The 15,140-nt window shown below is 59.4% G+C and carries 15 protein-coding genes; 5 read left to right on the top strand and 10 right to left on the bottom strand.

Annotated features, from left to right (window positions below; all coding sequences use genetic code 11):
- Window position 1 precedes the first annotated feature (1 nt).
- The 6 genes from argE to coaBC all read right to left on the bottom strand — a co-directional run bounded on the left by argE (window position 2) and on the right by coaBC (window position 7,865).
- On the bottom strand, window positions 2-1,162 hold the full coding sequence (gene argE, locus BLV11_RS00665) for an acetylornithine deacetylase (RefSeq protein WP_425433818.1): 1,161 nt from the start codon (window positions 1,160-1,162) through the stop codon (window positions 2-4).
- Window positions 1,163-1,187: 25 nt separating this feature from the next.
- Entirely contained in the window at window positions 1,188-2,435 is a 1,248-nt protein-coding gene (locus tag BLV11_RS00660) for an AsmA family protein (RefSeq protein WP_091811020.1), read from the bottom strand.
- A 32-nt stretch (window positions 2,436-2,467) separates the two neighbouring features.
- Entirely contained in the window at window positions 2,468-3,364 is an 897-nt protein-coding gene (gene argB, locus BLV11_RS00655; protein ID WP_091811019.1) for an acetylglutamate kinase, read from the bottom strand.
- 53 nt (window positions 3,365-3,417) lie between these two features.
- Window positions 3,418-6,069 carry a phosphomannomutase/phosphoglucomutase gene (locus BLV11_RS18580; RefSeq protein ID WP_091811018.1) on the bottom strand — a complete coding sequence of 884 codons (2,652 nt, stop codon included), beginning with the start codon at window positions 6,067-6,069 and terminating at the stop codon, window positions 3,418-3,420.
- Between the two features lie 104 nt (window positions 6,070-6,173).
- Complete coding sequence (gene dut, locus BLV11_RS00645; RefSeq protein ID WP_091811017.1) at window positions 6,174-6,635, bottom strand: dUTP diphosphatase; 462 nt, start codon at window positions 6,633-6,635, stop codon at window positions 6,174-6,176.
- A 36-nt stretch (window positions 6,636-6,671) separates the two neighbouring features.
- Entirely contained in the window at window positions 6,672-7,865 is a 1,194-nt protein-coding gene (gene coaBC / locus BLV11_RS00640) for a bifunctional phosphopantothenoylcysteine decarboxylase/phosphopantothenate--cysteine ligase CoaBC (RefSeq protein WP_091811016.1), read from the bottom strand.
- A 173-nt stretch (window positions 7,866-8,038) separates the two neighbouring features.
- On the opposite strand from coaBC, the gene radC reads away from it, so the two are divergent.
- From radC to rpmG, 3 genes are all read left to right on the top strand, one after another.
- Window positions 8,039-8,713: a RadC family protein gene (radC, locus tag BLV11_RS00635; RefSeq protein ID WP_091811015.1), complete on the top strand. Its 675-nt coding sequence runs from the start codon at window positions 8,039-8,041 to the stop codon at window positions 8,711-8,713.
- 226 nt (window positions 8,714-8,939) lie between these two features.
- Window positions 8,940-9,176 (top strand): 50S ribosomal protein L28, encoded by a 237-nt coding sequence (gene rpmB / locus BLV11_RS00630; protein ID WP_091811014.1) that lies wholly within the window; start codon window positions 8,940-8,942, stop codon window positions 9,174-9,176.
- Window positions 9,177-9,187: 11 nt separating this feature from the next.
- On the top strand, window positions 9,188-9,343 hold the full coding sequence (gene rpmG, locus BLV11_RS00625; protein ID WP_091811013.1) for a 50S ribosomal protein L33: 156 nt from the start codon (window positions 9,188-9,190) through the stop codon (window positions 9,341-9,343).
- A gap of 75 nt (window positions 9,344-9,418) precedes the next feature.
- Here the strand turns inward: rpmG and BLV11_RS00620 are convergent, their stop codons facing one another.
- The 3 genes from BLV11_RS00620 to BLV11_RS00610 all read right to left on the bottom strand — a co-directional run bounded on the left by BLV11_RS00620 (window position 9,419) and on the right by BLV11_RS00610 (window position 11,775).
- A complete protein-coding gene (locus BLV11_RS00620) occupies window positions 9,419-10,279 on the bottom strand; it encodes an endonuclease/exonuclease/phosphatase family protein (RefSeq protein WP_091811012.1) in 861 nt (286 codons plus the stop codon).
- A gap of 67 nt (window positions 10,280-10,346) precedes the next feature.
- A complete protein-coding gene (locus tag BLV11_RS00615) occupies window positions 10,347-10,979 on the bottom strand; it encodes a thiol:disulfide interchange protein DsbA/DsbL (RefSeq protein WP_091811011.1) in 633 nt (210 codons plus the stop codon).
- Window positions 10,980-11,166: 187 nt separating this feature from the next.
- A complete protein-coding gene (locus BLV11_RS00610) occupies window positions 11,167-11,775 on the bottom strand; it encodes a c-type cytochrome (RefSeq protein ID WP_091811010.1) in 609 nt (202 codons plus the stop codon).
- A gap of 219 nt (window positions 11,776-11,994) precedes the next feature.
- Between BLV11_RS00610 and yihA the strand changes: the two genes are divergently transcribed.
- Window positions 11,995-12,642, top strand: coding sequence for a ribosome biogenesis GTP-binding protein YihA/YsxC (gene yihA, locus BLV11_RS00605; protein ID WP_091811009.1), 648 nt, complete (start codon window positions 11,995-11,997; stop codon window positions 12,640-12,642).
- A gap of 150 nt (window positions 12,643-12,792) precedes the next feature.
- Here the strand turns inward: yihA and BLV11_RS00600 are convergent, their stop codons facing one another.
- Window positions 12,793-13,491 carry a TetR/AcrR family transcriptional regulator gene (locus BLV11_RS00600; RefSeq protein ID WP_091811008.1) on the bottom strand — a complete coding sequence of 233 codons (699 nt, stop codon included), beginning with the start codon at window positions 13,489-13,491 and terminating at the stop codon, window positions 12,793-12,795.
- Window positions 13,492-13,670: 179 nt separating this feature from the next.
- Between BLV11_RS00600 and BLV11_RS00595 the strand changes: the two genes are divergently transcribed.
- Window positions 13,671-15,116 (top strand): coniferyl aldehyde dehydrogenase, encoded by a 1,446-nt coding sequence (locus tag BLV11_RS00595; protein WP_091811007.1) that lies wholly within the window; start codon window positions 13,671-13,673, stop codon window positions 15,114-15,116.
- Window positions 15,117-15,140: the final 24 nt, after the last annotated feature.

Here is a 15,140-nt window from a genome sequence, read left to right as displayed (position 1 = left end):
CTCACTCCACACAGAAACGTTGAATCAGGCTCCGCAACAGGGTCACCGCGGGCTCGACCTGGGACAGCGCCAGGTACTCATCCGGCTGATGGGCCTGATCAATGGAACCGGGCCCGAGCACGATGGTTTCCATCCCCAGCTTTTGCAGCCAGGGCGCTTCGGTGGCAAAAGCCACCGCTTCGGCACGGTGCCCCGTCAGCGCTTCACAGGTTCTTACCAGCTCAGCATTGGCCGGGGTTTCAAACGGAGGCACCCCGTCAAACAGCGGTGAGAAGGCCATCTCCAGGTTGCGTTCCCGGGCCAGCGGCTGCAACTGTTGCAGAATGTTCGACCGAAGTTCGTCCATGTCCATTCCCGGGAGCGGACGCAAATCAAAATGCAGCTCGCAGCGACGGCAGATACGGTTGGGGTTGTCGCCGCCATGAATACAGCCAAGGTTAAGGGTTGGCACCTGAACCTCAAAGGCCGGATTCCGGTAGCGCGCCTGCCAGTCGGCCCGCAACGCCAGCAACTCACTGATCGCGGCATGCATGCCTTCAAGGGCATTGCGGCCCAGCGCCGGATTAGAGGAGTGCCCTGACTGCCCCTCAAACACCAGCCGCTCCATCATGATGCCTTTGTGCATCCGGATCGGGCGCAGGCTGGTGGGCTCACCAATCACCGCATAACGGGCCTTGGGACGGCCCGCTTCGGCCAGTGCCCGGGCACCGTTCATTGAGCTTTCTTCATCCGCAGTGGCAAGGATAATCAGCGGCTGCTTGAGCTTGCGGGCATCCAGCCCACGCACCGCCTCGATTGCCAGCGCAAAAAACGCCTTCATGTCACAGGTGCCGAGACCGTACCAGCGATCGTCCCGCTCACTCAGGGTGAACGGATCACTGTGCCAGTTGCGCTCGTCGTAGGGCACGGTGTCCGTGTGACCTGACAGCACCAGTCCGCCGGGCCCTCGCCCCAGGGTGGCAATCAGGTTGTACTTACCGGCCATCCCCGGCACCGGCATGATGTCGGTTTCAAAGCCGAGTGGGCGCAGCCATTCCGCCAGGGTCTGTACCACCGCCTCGTTACTCAAGTCCCAGTCCGGCGAAGCGCTGCTTACCGACGGTAACGAGACCAGCCGGGCAATCATATCGCGAATACCCGGCGGCTGGTTTGCTTCTGTCATTGTCATCACCTGGCCCTTGCCGGGTCTAACGAGCGGGAGTACCCGAGCTCCGTTGCCAGACCTCGAATCCGGAAACCGAAGACCGTGCCAGCGGGTACACCACCTCACCACCGTCTACCGGCCGTGCCACATCCAGCTGGCGTTCACTGACGGCGTCCAGCCGTCCCTCCACCATCCGGCCATTGCGCAGCGTCACCCGTACCTGGTGCCCCCGCCATTGGCCGGCATCCGCCAGCGCCCGGGTACGCCATCCCGGCGCCGCGGACTGTTGCGCAGCCGCTCCGGCTGCGGCCGCGGCGTTATCGGCCGGTTCAATCACTTCCGCAACCCGTGGCTGCAGGAACACGTCCGGCACCACCGCGCCGTTATACTGTACCGTCAGAGCTGCGTCATCACCGTCCGCGCTGCGGACCGGCACGCCGTAGGTGGCACTGGCCGGATCAAGCACCAGCGTCAGCTCGCCACCTTCAGACAGCCAGCGGCGGTACAAGGCCAGTAGTTGCTCACTGGCCTGATAGCCGGTTAACGCCAGTTGCTGCTGGAACAGCGCTCCGGCACGGGCATTCCATTCATCCGCCGACAGCCCCATTTCCCGCGAGCAAAACGCGGCAATCGTGCGCAAGATTCCGCCATCACGTAACGTCAGCGTCAGTGCCGACGCGCTCGATTCCAGCACTGCCTGAGGCTCGGTTAGCGACGCTCTGGCACCAGGCCAGTCAACTTCAAGGCTCCCGGTGCTGTCTGTGTTGATTTCAAGCTGCAGGCCAGAGATCCGCTGCCTGAGCACCGCATCACCGCTGATGTTGCTGATACCAAGCCGCAGCAATTCGCCAGTGCTCAGGCGCTGGCGAACATCCGGCCCACAGGGCGGCGCAAACAGCGCCGGAGCGGCGTTCTCTGCCGAGGCAACCCAGCTACGGAACATGTTCGCATCCAGCCCGAGACGAAAGCCGTCAGCCTTCGCCTCCCAGGTTGCCGGCAGGCGGCGAGGGTCCACCAGCGCCGTCATCAACGCCAGCGGCGAGCCTGCATCAACCGTCAACCGCGCCACCTGCAACGGCTGGGTCAGGCGAAAATCCTGATAGCTCGCCTCATGCAGGCTGACCTGACCGGCGAGGCTCGAGTGAATCGTGCCCCGCTCCATCACGCCCAGCGCCTCAAGGGCGACCCGCGCCTGGCGCAGGTCCTGGTCGGCGAACCACCACACCGCGGCCTTGAATGCCACAAAAGCAACCAGTGCCAGCACCACCAGTGTTGATATGAGTTTCTTCAAACCAGCTTACCTCTTTGCCCCAGGCGACTGTCTCAGCCGCGGGAAATCAGGGTTCCAACACCCTCGTCGGTGAAGATTTCCAGCAGAGTCGCGTGGGCCACACGACCATCGATGATGTGGGACGTCTGCACCCCATTTTCCACCGCGTTCAGTGCGCAGCGGATTTTCGGCAACATACCGCCATGAATGGTGCCGTCAGCAATCAAATCATTCACCTGCTGGGCGGTGAGGCCGGTGAGCACCTCCCCTTCCTTGCTTTTCAGACCGGACACATTGGTCAGCAGGATCAGCTTTTCCGCTTTGACCGCTTCGGCTACCTTGCCAGCCACCAGGTCCGCATTGATGTTATAGGAGGCGCCATCATCACCCACTCCGATGGGCGCAATAACCGGAATCACGTTGCTGCGGGTGAGCATGTCGATCACTTCGACATTCACCGCCTTCACTTCACCCACATGGCCGATATCGATGATTTCCGGACGGGCCAGCTCATCGGAATGGTTCTGCACTTCCAGCTTGCTGGCACGGATCAGGTTACCGTCCTTGCCGGTAAGGCCGACAGCGGTACCGCCCTGCTGGTTGATCAGCGACACGATCTGCTTGTTGACCTGACCACCCAGCACCATTTCCACCACATCCATGGTCTGGCTGTCCGTCACCCGCATGCCATTGACGAAGTGGGACGTGATGTTCAAGCGCTCCAGCAGCTCACCGATCTGCGGACCACCGCCGTGGACCACGATAGGATTGATGCCTACCAGTTTCATCAGCACCATGTCACGGGCAAAGCTGCTTTTGAGCTCCTCATTTTCCATGGCGTTGCCGCCGTACTTGATCACTACCGTCTTGCCGGTAAACCGCTGGATATAGGGCAGCCCCTTACTCAGTACTGCCGCCACCTGCATTGCCGTTTCACGATCCAGTGCCATTCTTTCTTAAACCTTTTGCCAATGTGTTGAGACTGCGATGGGGCCGGGCATCATCAGTGGTCAAACGCCACATCAAGATCCGGCGCCACCTTCTGTAACTGCTCACGGAACACCGCCTTGATGCGTTCCAGGGCTTCCTCATTCTCTGCTTCAAACCGCAACACCAGCATCGGCGTGGTGTTGGACGCACGACACAGCCCCCAGCCATCCGGGTAGTCGACCCGCACACCATCAATGGTGCTGACGCTGCCGTCGCCAAATTCGCCCTCGCTGCTGAGCCGGTTCACCAACTCGAACTTGCCAGCTTCGGTGACCTCGATGTTCAGTTCCGGGGTACTGACGTCCTCCGGGAAATCAGCAAACACCTCGTCACTCTGGCGGTCTTCGATACCCAGGATTTCCAGCAGACGGGCCGCCGAGTAGAGTCCGTCATCAAAGCCATACCAGCGCTCTTTGAAGAACACATGCCCGCTCATTTCCCCTGCCAGCAGCGCTCCGGTTTCCTTCATCTTGGCCTTCATCAGCGAGTGACCGGTCTTCCACATGATCGGGCGACCACCGGCCTCGTTGATGACATTGGCCAGGCGCCGACTGCACTTGACGTCGTACAGTACGTCGGCCCCCGGATTACGAGACACCACATCACGGGCAAACAACATCAGCAGACGATCAGGCCAGATGATCTTGCCGGTATTGGTCACCACCCCCAGACGATCACCATCGCCGTCAAAGGCCAGGCCGATATCGGCGCCCTCCGCCTCGACCCGGTGAATCAGATCGGCCAGGTTCGCCGGCTTGCCCGGATCGGGATGATGGTTGGGAAAACTGCCGTCAATGTCACAGTGCAGAGGAATCACTTCGCAGCCGAGTTCCTCGACCAGGATCGGCCCCAGCTCCCCGGCAATGCCGTTGCCCGCATCCAGCACCACTTTCAGTGGTGCGGCGACGGCGATGTCGCCGACGATCCGATCCAGATAAGCGCGACGAACGTCATCCTGACTACGCTGCCCCTGGCCACTGACAAAGTCGGCAGACTGGATTCGTTGCAGCAGCCTTTGAATGGCGTCATCGGACAGGGTTTCACCGCCGAGCACCATTTTCAGGCCGTTGTAGTTCGCCGGGTTGTGGCTGCCCGTCACCATAACCCCGGAACCGGTCTCCAGGTGATGAGTGGCAAAGTACAGCACCGGCGTTGGCACCGCCCCCACTTCAATGACATTACAGCCGGTCGCCATGATGCCGCGCGCCAGGGCGGCTGCCAGCTCCGGGCTGGAATGGCGGCCATCGTACCCGATGCACAGGGTATCGAGGGCGCGGCCGATGGCCTCACTGCCAATGGCACGACCAATCAGCTCGACAATTTCCGAGTTCAGAGTCTCACCGACAATGCCACGAATATCGTAGGCGCGGAAGATTTCCGGCGGCACGTGCACTTCCGGCAGCGCCACTTCTTCCAGGGCAACACCTGCCGGGTTCTCCGGTGCACCGCCAAGCCCGAGAATATCGTCATCCCCCTCAAGCATGTCGATGTCGAGGACATCGCTGTCCTGGAACAGGGGCTCATCGGTGCTGCCTGCCCCCGCCTCAGCCTTCGGCTTGTCGGCTGACGCCGATGCTTTGGCCGCCGCGCCCTCACTCAGTTTTGACAGGCGCTTGTCAATCGCCTGGGAGGAGCGCTGCAGACTTTCCGACAGCGGCACCACCAGGTCCCAGTGCAGTTCAGGCTGCTTCTGACGTTCTCCGGAAAACGCCTTCTGGGACCACTGGATCAGTGCCGATATCTCCAGCCGCAGGGATTTGCGGGCAACACCAAGCAGCAACCAGACCAGCAGCGCAGCAATAGCCAACGGCACCACAACGACAATTGCCACAGCCACCGCGCTGCTGTCAGCCACAGCGCCATGTGCAGGCAGGTACTGCAGGCTCCAGTTCGGCGTCGTCAACATCACCTCGAAGCGCTCACCACTGCCACTGCCCTGCTGCAGAACCCGCGTTGCTTTACCGGCCGCGGTCTGTACCAGCGCGACCTCGCCCCCCCGGGCGGGATCCAGAGCATCGAGCACCGGTTGCAGTACCGCTGCTTTCATTAATATCAGCAGCGAGCCCCTGACAGCCCCATTAGCGGGATTCATTACCGGGGCTGCAAACTGGATAAACCATTGGCCATCGCGGGGGAACGCATCAGGGTGGGCCACCCGGCCGGCTTCAACCCGACGGGCCAGATCAAGGCTGGCAAAGCCCAGGCCATCGTTTCCGTTCATGGTCGTCCGGGGAATGGCGCCGTAGGCAAACAGGTGCACTTCCTGAATGCCCGGCAGCAACTGCTTCAACTCATCCTCCAGAGCCGCCCGTTGCTGGTCATCGTCGATCACGCTCTGCACCCGGGGCTGGGCCGCCAGGCCATTGGTAAATCGCTGCAGCGTTTCCACCTGCTGTTCGACACGCGCCCTGACATGCTCAAGGGCCAAACGGGCAAAGTCTTGCTCTCGTTCAGCCTGCGCCGGCTGCAACACCAGAAACTGTAACGCGGCAACAGCGGCCACCGCCGCGACAACCACCACCAGTGCCTGCTGGAACGCCACAGCAGTCAGCCGCTTACCACCACCGGCTTTCGCCCTGGCCCCACCTTTCCGGGTTTTTCCCTGTGTTTTTTCCGGCGCCGCCGCTACGCTATCGTCGGATGCCTTTTTCTTTCCCAATTTCATAGCCAACCCTGCTTCAAATTTGGTTCACCTTTTAAGGCACTGAATCCTTTTGAAAAAGTATAGTCGCGAACGTCATTTCTGCGCATCATCAGGAGCGCTACTGATCACCGGGTACCGGTAGACCCGAATCCACCGGCGCCCCGATCACTGGCCTCAAACGACTCAACCACTTCGAAATCGGCCTGCACCACCGGCACCAGCACCAGCTGGGCAATCCGTTCACCGACGTCAACGGTGAACGTGGTTTGGCCACGATTCCAGCAGGACACCATCAACTCACCCTGGTAATCGGAGTCAATCAACCCCACCAGATTGCCAAGCACAATGCCGTGTTTATGACCAAGACCGCTGCGGGGCAGGATCATCGCAGCCAGGCCAGGATCGGCAATGTGAATGGAGAGGCCGGTTTTGAGCAGCTCGGTCTGTCCCGGCTCAAGGGTCAGCGGCTGGTCCAGGCAGGCGCGCAGGTCGAGCCCGGCGGAGCCTTCGGTAGCGTATTCAGGGAAGGGAATGCTGTCGCCAATTCGCGGGTCCAGTACACGCACCTGCAAAGTCTGTCTGGTCATAAAAAATCCTTGCTGTTACAACTTTGTTCCGGGCCTTCAGGCCTGCCGGAACCGCTCTGATATCAGCGCCACCAGACGTTCGGCCAGCCCGGCCTTGCTTTCGGTGGCGAATTCCTGCTGGCCGCCGGGCCAGAACACGGTGACGGCGTTGTCGTCGCTGTTGAACCCCAGCCCCGGCCGGGACACGTCGTTTGCAACGATCATGTTCAGTTTCTTTCGTTGCATTTTATCGTTGGCATAGTGGGCCACGTCTGTGGTTTCTGCCGCAAATCCAACGGTAAAAGGGGCGTTTTCACGGCCCGCAATTGTCGCCAGGGTATCCGGGTTGCGCACCAGTGCCAGCGCCATGTCCTCGGCGGATTTCTTGATTTTCTGATCAGCGCAGCTGGCCGGGCGATAGTCCGCCACGGCCGCTGTCGCTATGAAAATGTCACACCCCTCATCCACCGCCGCAGAGGCCTGTGCCAGCATATCCGCTGCGGTCACCACCGGGCGGACCTGCACAGCCGCAGGCGCTGCCAGATTGACCGGACCACTGACCAAGGTCACCTCGGCGCCAGCCCGACGGGCAGCGGCCGCAAGGGCATACCCCATTTTCCCCGAGCTGTGATTGCTGATGTAGCGTACCGGATCGATGGGTTCACGGGTGGGGCCGGCCGTGATCACCACCCGCAGCCCGGCCAGAGCAGCATTTTGCGGAGCATTGATACGGTCGGCCAGGGTCTGGGGTTCCAGCATGCGACCCGGACCGGTATCGCCACAGGCCTGATCTCCCTGAGCCGGCCCCCACAGTTCAATCTGCGGGTCCGCAGCCAGCAGGGCGGCGTTGCGTTGGGTTCGGGCATTACGCCACATCGCCTGGTTCATGGCCGGCACCAGTACAATGGGCGCCTCGGTGGCGCTGCAAACCGTTGTCAGCAGATCGTCCGCCATCCCCTGGGCCAGGCGCGCCATGAAATCTGCCGATGCCGGGGCTACCAATAGCAGCTCCGCCCATTTGGCCAGTTCAATGTGCCCCATGCCCAGTTCCGCCTCCGGATCCAGCAACGAGGTTCTGACCGCCTCACCACTGAGTGCCTGAAACGTCAACGGCGTAACAAATGCCTGGGCACCGCCCGTCATCACTACGCGCACCTGGTGACCGGACTTTTTCAGCAGCCTGACCAGCTCCGCGCTTTTATAGGCAGCAATTCCACCGGTGACACCCAGCAGGATACGTTTCTTCGCCATGGCCTCTCCACAGGTTGGATCCGACCCTCGGACCCGGAAAATGAAAGGCTTATAAGATAGCACCGCTCAGGCTCCGCCAACAGCCCAGACAGGTGATACACTTGCCACTGGCGCAGGATGCGCCACTGATAGCCCTTCTTTTATTTCTATCCAGAGCAGCGAAAGGATTCCCCATGACCACTCATCCCTGGCCTACCGATGAACGGCCCCGCGAGCGCCTGCTGAGCCATGGCGCTAGCAGCCTGTCCGACGCCGAACTGCTGGCCATTTTCCTGCGCACCGGCACTGCAGGCATGCCAGTGATGTCCCTGGCACGCCAGCTGATCGATCACTTTTCTGGCCTGCGCGGCCTGATGACCGCGTCCCAACGTCAGTTCTGCGCTATCAACGGCCTTGGCCCAGCCAAATACGCCCAGGTTCAGGCCGCCATGGAGATGGCTCGCCGGGTTATGGACGAACCCCTGCGCCAGGGTGATCCGTTGCGCTCCCCGGCAGATACCCGAAGCTATCTCCGCAGCCGGCTCGGTACGTACCATCACGAAGTCTTTGCAGCCCTGTTTCTGGATAATCGCCACCGGGTTATCCACTACCGGGAACTGTTCCGTGGTACTATAGACGGCGCTGCGGTGTACCCGCGGGAAGTGGTGCGACAGGCGCTGGAAGATAACGCCGCGGCGGTCATCTTTGCCCACAACCACCCATCCGGGGTTGCCGAGCCCAGTCAGGCCGATATCAGCCTGACCCAGCGATTGAAGGAGGCGCTTGGCCTGGTCGACATTCGTGTGCTTGATCACATGGTGGTTGGCCATGGCGACGTGGTCTCCCTCGCCGAACGGGGGCTTATGTAATTCCCGCCAGAAATACCCTGAACAAATTACCAACAATTTTTTGCTTTGCAGGGGCAGTTCTGGTATAAAAGCGTCCCTTTCTGGCGGCATCTGGCGGGCAGCGTGCATTTATTTGGGCGCAAGGTGTTTTTTGAATCACCGGCAATGACCCACGCAGCAACCAGAGACGCAATTTAACGAATTCGTATTTTCGTATTCAGGACCAACGCTCAGGTCGGAGGCAAGTATGTCCAGAGTTTGTCAGGTAACCGGTAAGCGGCCGGTAACCGGTAACAATGTTTCTCACGCAATGAACCACACCAAGCGTCGTTTTCTGCCGAACCTGCAGAGCCACCGCTTTTGGGTCGAGTCTGAGAACCGCTTTGTGAAGCTGCGCATTTCTACCAAAGGTATGCGCATCATCGATAAAAAAGGCATTGACGCTGTGCTGGCAGATCTTCGTGCCCGCGGCGAGAAAGTTTAAGGAGCCGTATCATGCGCGAAAAGATCAAGCTGGTTTCATCAGCAGGCACTGGCCACTTCTACACCACCATGAAGAACAAGCGGAACACTCCGGAAAAAGTCGAACTCAAGAAGTACGACCCGGTTGTCCGTAAGCACGTGGCCTACAAAGAAGCCAAGATCAAGTAATACCGATCTGGCGGACACAAAAAACCCGGCTCCTGGCCGGGTTTTTTGTGTCCGCCGAATAAGCACCTGACAGCCTCAGTAGGCCGTGACATAGCCTTTTGGCAAAGCGATATCCATCGCGATAGGCAGATGATCTGACAACGGACAACTGACCACTTCCGAGCGCCGGATCTCCAGGCTCGGGCTGACCAGTATATGGTCCAGCGCCCGTTCCGGCCGCCAACTCGGAAAACTGTGAGCCGTCGCCGGCAACGGAATCAGATCCGTCTCTTTCAGCGGCGTCTGCCCGAGCAATTCCTCGGCGTGATTATTCATATCGCCCATCAGCACCACATGCCGATAATCGGCGATCAGCTCCCGAATATACCCCAGCTGCCTTTGCTGCCCTGAGCGACTCAGAGACAAGTGCATCATGACCAGCACCAGCGGATCATCCTCACTGCCATAGCGGGCAATAATGGCGCCGCGGCCCGGCAGCAATCCGGGCAATCGGTGCTCAGTCACATCGAGGGGACGAAAACGACTCAGCAGACCATTGCTGTGCTGGGCCAGCGCCCCGAGATTCCGGTTTAGCTGCTGGTACCAGTAGGGAATACAGGAAGCCTCTGCCAGGTACTGAACCTGATTGATGTAGCCACTGCGCAGACTGCCGCCATCACACTCCTGCAACGCCACCACATCGTAACCACGCAACAGGGCCGCGATGCGGTCCAGGTTCTCGATCCGTCGCCGGTGAGGCAACAGGTGCTGCCAGCTGCGAGTGACGTAATGGTGATAGGAAGAGGTATTGATGCCAACCTGTATATTAAAGGTCAGCAACCGGATATGGCGATGAGGTTCAAACTCCGGCACATGGTCAGCGCCGGAGCAGCCACCCCGGGGAACCGCCTCACCCCCCCGAACATCAGTCAGCTGTCTGCGGATGCGCTTGTACATGCTCCCCCTTCCCTTCAACTCCAGCAACCAGCCAACTGCCCGTCGGGCCGCCTGGGCACCCGACCCATCAATTGCCGGCCCGCTCCTGCTCAATCAGGTAATCCACAACTTCAAGCATCGCCTCATGACCGCCAGCAGTGCTTGCACTCACCTTGTACTTACCATTAACCAGCATAGCCGGAACACCGGTAATCCGCGCGCCACGAACCTTGGCCTGGGCCTGCTGGAACTGGGCATTGACACCAAAACTGCCATAGGCCTTGAGGAACGCCTCCGGCTCGACACCGTAATCGGCCAGGAAGTCAGCAATCTGCTCCGGCGCATTCAGCGGCCGGTGCTCCCCGGCAATGGCATCGAACAGCGCATCGTTGGTGGTCTGGTTCATCTGCCCCATCGCCTCGAGCGCGTAGAAAGTACGGGCGTGAACTTCCCAGGTACGCCCCAGAGCCGCAGGCAACATGCTGAAACTGACATCTTCTGGCAGTTCCGTTTCCCAGGCCTCCACCAGCGGCTTGAAGTTATAGCAGTGCGGGCAGCCGTACCAGAACACTTCCGCCACCTCGACAGTATCCGCACTGGCAGTACGAATCGGGTTATCCAGACGCTCGTAGTGACGCCCCTCTTCCCACACCGTTTCCGCATGGACAGCAAAAGAAGCTGCCAGCATGAAACACATTGCCGCCTTGAGCAGTTTGGTCATATTTATTCTCCAGTTTAGACAAACAGATTACACCCTGGCGTCCAGAAAAAACCGCCATGGCTCAACAAATTCCAGTTGTTCAGGATTATGACCCAGCAAGCTGCCGGACTTCCACCGCCCGCGTATTACACACCGGTAACCCATAAAAAAACCCGCCGAAGCGGGTTTTTTATGGTCCTGACAACGCTTAGTGCAGGCCGGATACGTAGTTCGCCACTGCGGCGATCTCGTCATCGGTCAGGCGGGCAGCAACGTCAACCATGATCTGGGCGTTGGGCGTGCCAGCGCGACTGCCGTCACGGAAGGCCTTCAGCTGCTTGGCAACATAATCAGCATTCTGACCACTCAGACGGGGATAGCCAGCCGGCTCGTTACCTGTGCCGTTCGGGCTGTGGCAGCCGCTACAGGCCGGCACCCCGGAAGCCAGGTTGCCACCGCGGTAGATCGCAGCGCCACGCTCCACCAGCTCGGGATCAGCCTGGTTGACCGAGGTCGGATTCTGGTCGAAGTAGGCTGCCAGATTCTGCAGATCCTGGTCAGACAGATTGTTCAGCAGCCCGGTCATCTCAGGCACGGTACGGGTACCGTTCTTGATGCTGGCCAGCTGACGGTAGATATAGTTCTCACCCAGCCCGGTCAGCTTGGGGTAAGCAGACATCACTGGCTGACCACCGCCCTGCCCATGACAGCCTGCACATACCGCTGCATTCTGCTCACCCGCGGCAGGATCACCTGCTGCATGAGCCATTGCTGTAAGACCTACGCCGAGAACAACTCCCGCGATCAGTTTTTTCATGCTCGCTCCGCTTCTCTCATCTTTAATAGAAGAATCTTTTTATGCAGCCGGCAGGCAATGGCCTGGAAGCCTCCAACCGGAGCTGGGAGGTTGCGAACCCTGCGGGACAGGACTGGCAAACCGTCTCCAGGGGCGCAACGCACAGCGCTGCACCGAAAATTGGTGTAGCATTATACATTAATCCCTGACAACTGAAATCCAATAGGAAAATCTAAATCCGTGACGGATGAACTGCTCCCCAAACCGATTTCCTTCAACAGCGCCCGTTTCCTGATCAGCGCTTCCCGACTGGATGAGTGCCCGGCAGATTTTGGCGCCGAGGTCGCTTTTGCCGGTCGTTCCAATGCCGGCAAGTCCAGCGCCATCAACTGCATCACCAACAACGGCAAACTGGCGCGAACCAGTAAGACCCCGGGACGCACCCGGCTGATCAACTTTTTCACCCTGAACCGGGAGAACTGCCGCCTGGTGGATTTGCCAGGCTATGGCTACGCCAAGGTTTCCCGGGACATGAAAGACGATTGGCAGAAGCACCTGGGGCACTACCTGAACGAGCGCAACTGTCTGCGAGGCCTGGTGCTGGTGATGGACATCCGCCACCCGCTGACCGATTTTGACCAGATGATGGTGGAGTGGTGTGAGCACAACCAGGTACCGCTGACCATTCTGGCCACCAAGGCCGACAAACTGAAATTTGGCCAGGCCAAGACCGCCATGCTGGGCATTGAACGCAAGCTCAAGGCGTTCAGTTGTGTTCAGAACCTGGTCATGTTCTCAGCGACCGCCAAGACCGGACTCGATGACGTGCGGGATATTCTCAGCGACTGGCTGGAAGCGCCCCTGGAATCTCCGGAAGACCTGCTCTGATCACACCGGTATCCCACAAAAAAGCCGGCTCACCATTGGAGGAGCCGGCAATACGTCAGGGTTTGCGACGTGCTAAAACCTGAGAACTCACTCAGGAGACGCCCGGATGTCCGAATCCAATAGCGTCGCCAGTAAAGACAGCCCCGCTGGTCAAAAGTTCCCCAGTTTTTTCCGGCTCGCCGAACGCATGCCCTCGCCGTTCTCCGGCAATTGCGGCCGGTATTTTTCTCGCAAGGTCATGACCGCTTCCCGGTATTCCGGCATCAGGTATGGCAGTTCCAGAGTCAATACCTGGTAGATACCCTGCTTCAGCATGTGAATGGACAACTCATCCGACAGTCCGTTGCCGTGGGCAGTCTTCAGGAACGCCATCCAGTTGGTGACCACCAGCCAAACATTCAGCGACATGGCCGAGCGCAGTTCCTCCGGCTGATTTTCGATCACCCCACCCTCTGCAAGACCGTGAAAAATGCAATCAATGGATTCCAGACAGCGGCCGGTGAACCCCCGGTAGTCCTCTCGCAGCCGCTCGTCGCTGTCGAGCAGAAATTCCAGGTCACGATGGAAGAAGCGATAACTCCACAAGCCATCAAACACCGACTCCAGATAGAACATCATGTCATCCAGCGTTAACGGGCGATCATCAGGAATCTGCAGGTAGTAGTCGACCAGCTTTTCGTACTCGAGAAAAATCTCGTAAATGATGTCCGACTTGTTACGGAAGTGGTAGTAGAGGTTCCCGGGGGAAATCGCCAGATGAGCCGCAATGTGGTTTGTGGTGACGTTACGCTCCCCTCGCTCGTTGAACAGATCGAGGCTGGCGAGAATGATCTTGTCTCTTGTCTTCATAGGCCTTGTTGATCCTGGTGCCCGGTGATTCTTATTCTTGACTCAAAGCTAGAGTATATACTCTAATATCCAACAATAGTGCAAACCCTGTACTGTTTATTAGCCGGCACCAAGACCGGATGGCCCCGTTCCCTGACCACCGCCACAACGTTGCCCAGGCAGCGTGGAAGGAGTAAACCATGGCTTCAACCGTGATCGAGTTGACCGAAAGCAAGAAGCACGTCCAGCGTATCGGCCAGATCTTTACCGCCCAACGTGCCGCTTTCCGCAAGAACCCCATGCCTTCGCTGACCGAGCGCCAGGAAAACCTGAAACGTTTGAAGCGTACCCTGCTGAACAACCAGGACCGCCTGCTGGACGCGATATACCAGGACTTCAGCTGCCGCTCACGGGACGAAACCCTGATTGCCGAAATCATGCCATCCGTTCAGGGCATCAACTACGCTATGAAACACCTGGCCGGCTGGATGAAACCTTCCAACCGCCACGTGTCAGTGCTGTTCCAGCCCGCCAGCAACCAGGTACATTACCAGCCCAAGGGCGTGGTCGGCATCATCGTGCCCTGGAACTACCCGCTGTTCCTGGCGGTGGGGCCGCTGGTTGCCGCCCTGGCTGCCGGAAACCGGGCCATGATCAAGATGTCCGAGTTCACCCCTCATACCTCAGCCCTGTTCCGCGAACTGATGGCTGACACCTTCCCCGAGGACTTGGTTTCCGTGGTTCTGGGCGAGGCCGATGTAGCGGCCAACTTTACCAGCCGCCCGTTCGACCATCTGCTGTTCACCGGCTCCACCTCAGTGGGACGGCTGGTGATGAAGGCAGCGTCAGAAAACCTGACACCGGTGACCCTGGAACTGGGCGGCAAGTCCCCCGCCATCATTTCCTCCGACGTACCAATGATCGACGCCGCCCAGCGCCTCGCGTTCGGCAAGGCGTTCAACGTCGGTCAGACCTGCGTGGCTCCGGACTATGTCCTGTGTCCGGCCGACCGCCTGCAGAGTTTCGTGGATGAGTTCCGCAGCCAGCTGTCGTCCATGTACCCAAAACTCCGGGACAACGACGACTACACCGCCATTATCAACGAGCGGCAGTACCAGCGCCTGCAGGGCTACCTTGAGGATGCCAAAGAAAAAGGCGCCCGGCTGATCGAAGTCAATCCTGCCGGCGAAAATCTCAAGGACGGCACCCGCAAGATGCCGGTGACCCTGGTCCTGGACACCACCCCCGACATGAAAGTCATGCAGGACGAGATCTTCGGCCCAATCCTGCCAGTGCTGACCTACGATTCACTGGACGAAGCCATCCATTACATCAATGAGCGCCCGCGCCCACTGGCCCTGTATTACTTCGGGTATGACAAGGGCCTGCAGAAGAAAGTGGTTGAACAAACCCACTCCGGCGGCATGTGCATCAACGACGCACTCATGCACGTCGCCCAGGATGATCTACCCTTCGGCGGTGTCGGTGATTCCGGCATGGGGCACTACCATGGCAAGGAAGGCTTCCTGACCTTCAGCCACCACCGCTCCATCTTTGCCAAGCAGCGCTTCAACAGCGGCAAGGCGGTCTATGCGCCCCATGGCACTGCGGTGCACAAGCTGGTTTACCGGCTGTTTATCCGTTAAACCGGGAACGAATGCATCACCAAT

It is taken from the genome of Marinobacter mobilis, assembly GCF_900106945.1.
GTDB classification, from domain to species: Bacteria; Pseudomonadota; Gammaproteobacteria; order Pseudomonadales; family Oleiphilaceae; genus Marinobacter; species Marinobacter mobilis.
Note: the sequence above shows the minus strand (reverse complement) of the source record. Positions and strands in the feature narration are given on the sequence as shown.

Bases quoted from the DNA above. Each gene is read 5' to 3' on its own strand.
- argE (WP_425433818.1), bottom strand. From the start codon at position 1,162: ATGACAGAAGCAAACCAGCCGCCGGGTATTCGCGATATGATTGCCCGG.
- argB (WP_091811019.1), bottom strand. From the start codon at position 3,364: ATGGCACTGGATCGTGAAACGGCAATGCAGGTGGCGGCAGTACTGAGT.
- BLV11_RS18580 (WP_091811018.1), bottom strand. From the start codon at position 6,069: ATGAAATTGGGAAAGAAAAAGGCATCCGACGATAGCGTAGCGGCGGCG.
- dut (WP_091811017.1), bottom strand. From the start codon at position 6,635: ATGACCAGACAGACTTTGCAGGTGCGTGTACTGGACCCGCGAATTGGC.
- coaBC (WP_091811016.1), bottom strand. From the start codon at position 7,865: ATGGCGAAGAAACGTATCCTGCTGGGTGTCACCGGTGGAATTGCTGCC.
- radC (WP_091811015.1), top strand. From the start codon at position 8,039: ATGACCACTCATCCCTGGCCTACCGATGAACGGCCCCGCGAGCGCCTG.
- rpmB (WP_091811014.1), top strand. From the start codon at position 8,940: ATGTCCAGAGTTTGTCAGGTAACCGGTAAGCGGCCGGTAACCGGTAAC.
- rpmG (WP_091811013.1), top strand. From the start codon at position 9,188: ATGCGCGAAAAGATCAAGCTGGTTTCATCAGCAGGCACTGGCCACTTC.
- BLV11_RS00620 (WP_091811012.1), bottom strand. From the start codon at position 10,279: ATGTACAAGCGCATCCGCAGACAGCTGACTGATGTTCGGGGGGGTGAG.
- BLV11_RS00615 (WP_091811011.1), bottom strand. From the start codon at position 10,979: ATGACCAAACTGCTCAAGGCGGCAATGTGTTTCATGCTGGCAGCTTCT.
- BLV11_RS00610 (WP_091811010.1), bottom strand. From the start codon at position 11,775: ATGAAAAAACTGATCGCGGGAGTTGTTCTCGGCGTAGGTCTTACAGCA.
- BLV11_RS00600 (WP_091811008.1), bottom strand. From the start codon at position 13,491: ATGAAGACAAGAGACAAGATCATTCTCGCCAGCCTCGATCTGTTCAAC.
- BLV11_RS00595 (WP_091811007.1), top strand. From the start codon at position 13,671: ATGGCTTCAACCGTGATCGAGTTGACCGAAAGCAAGAAGCACGTCCAG.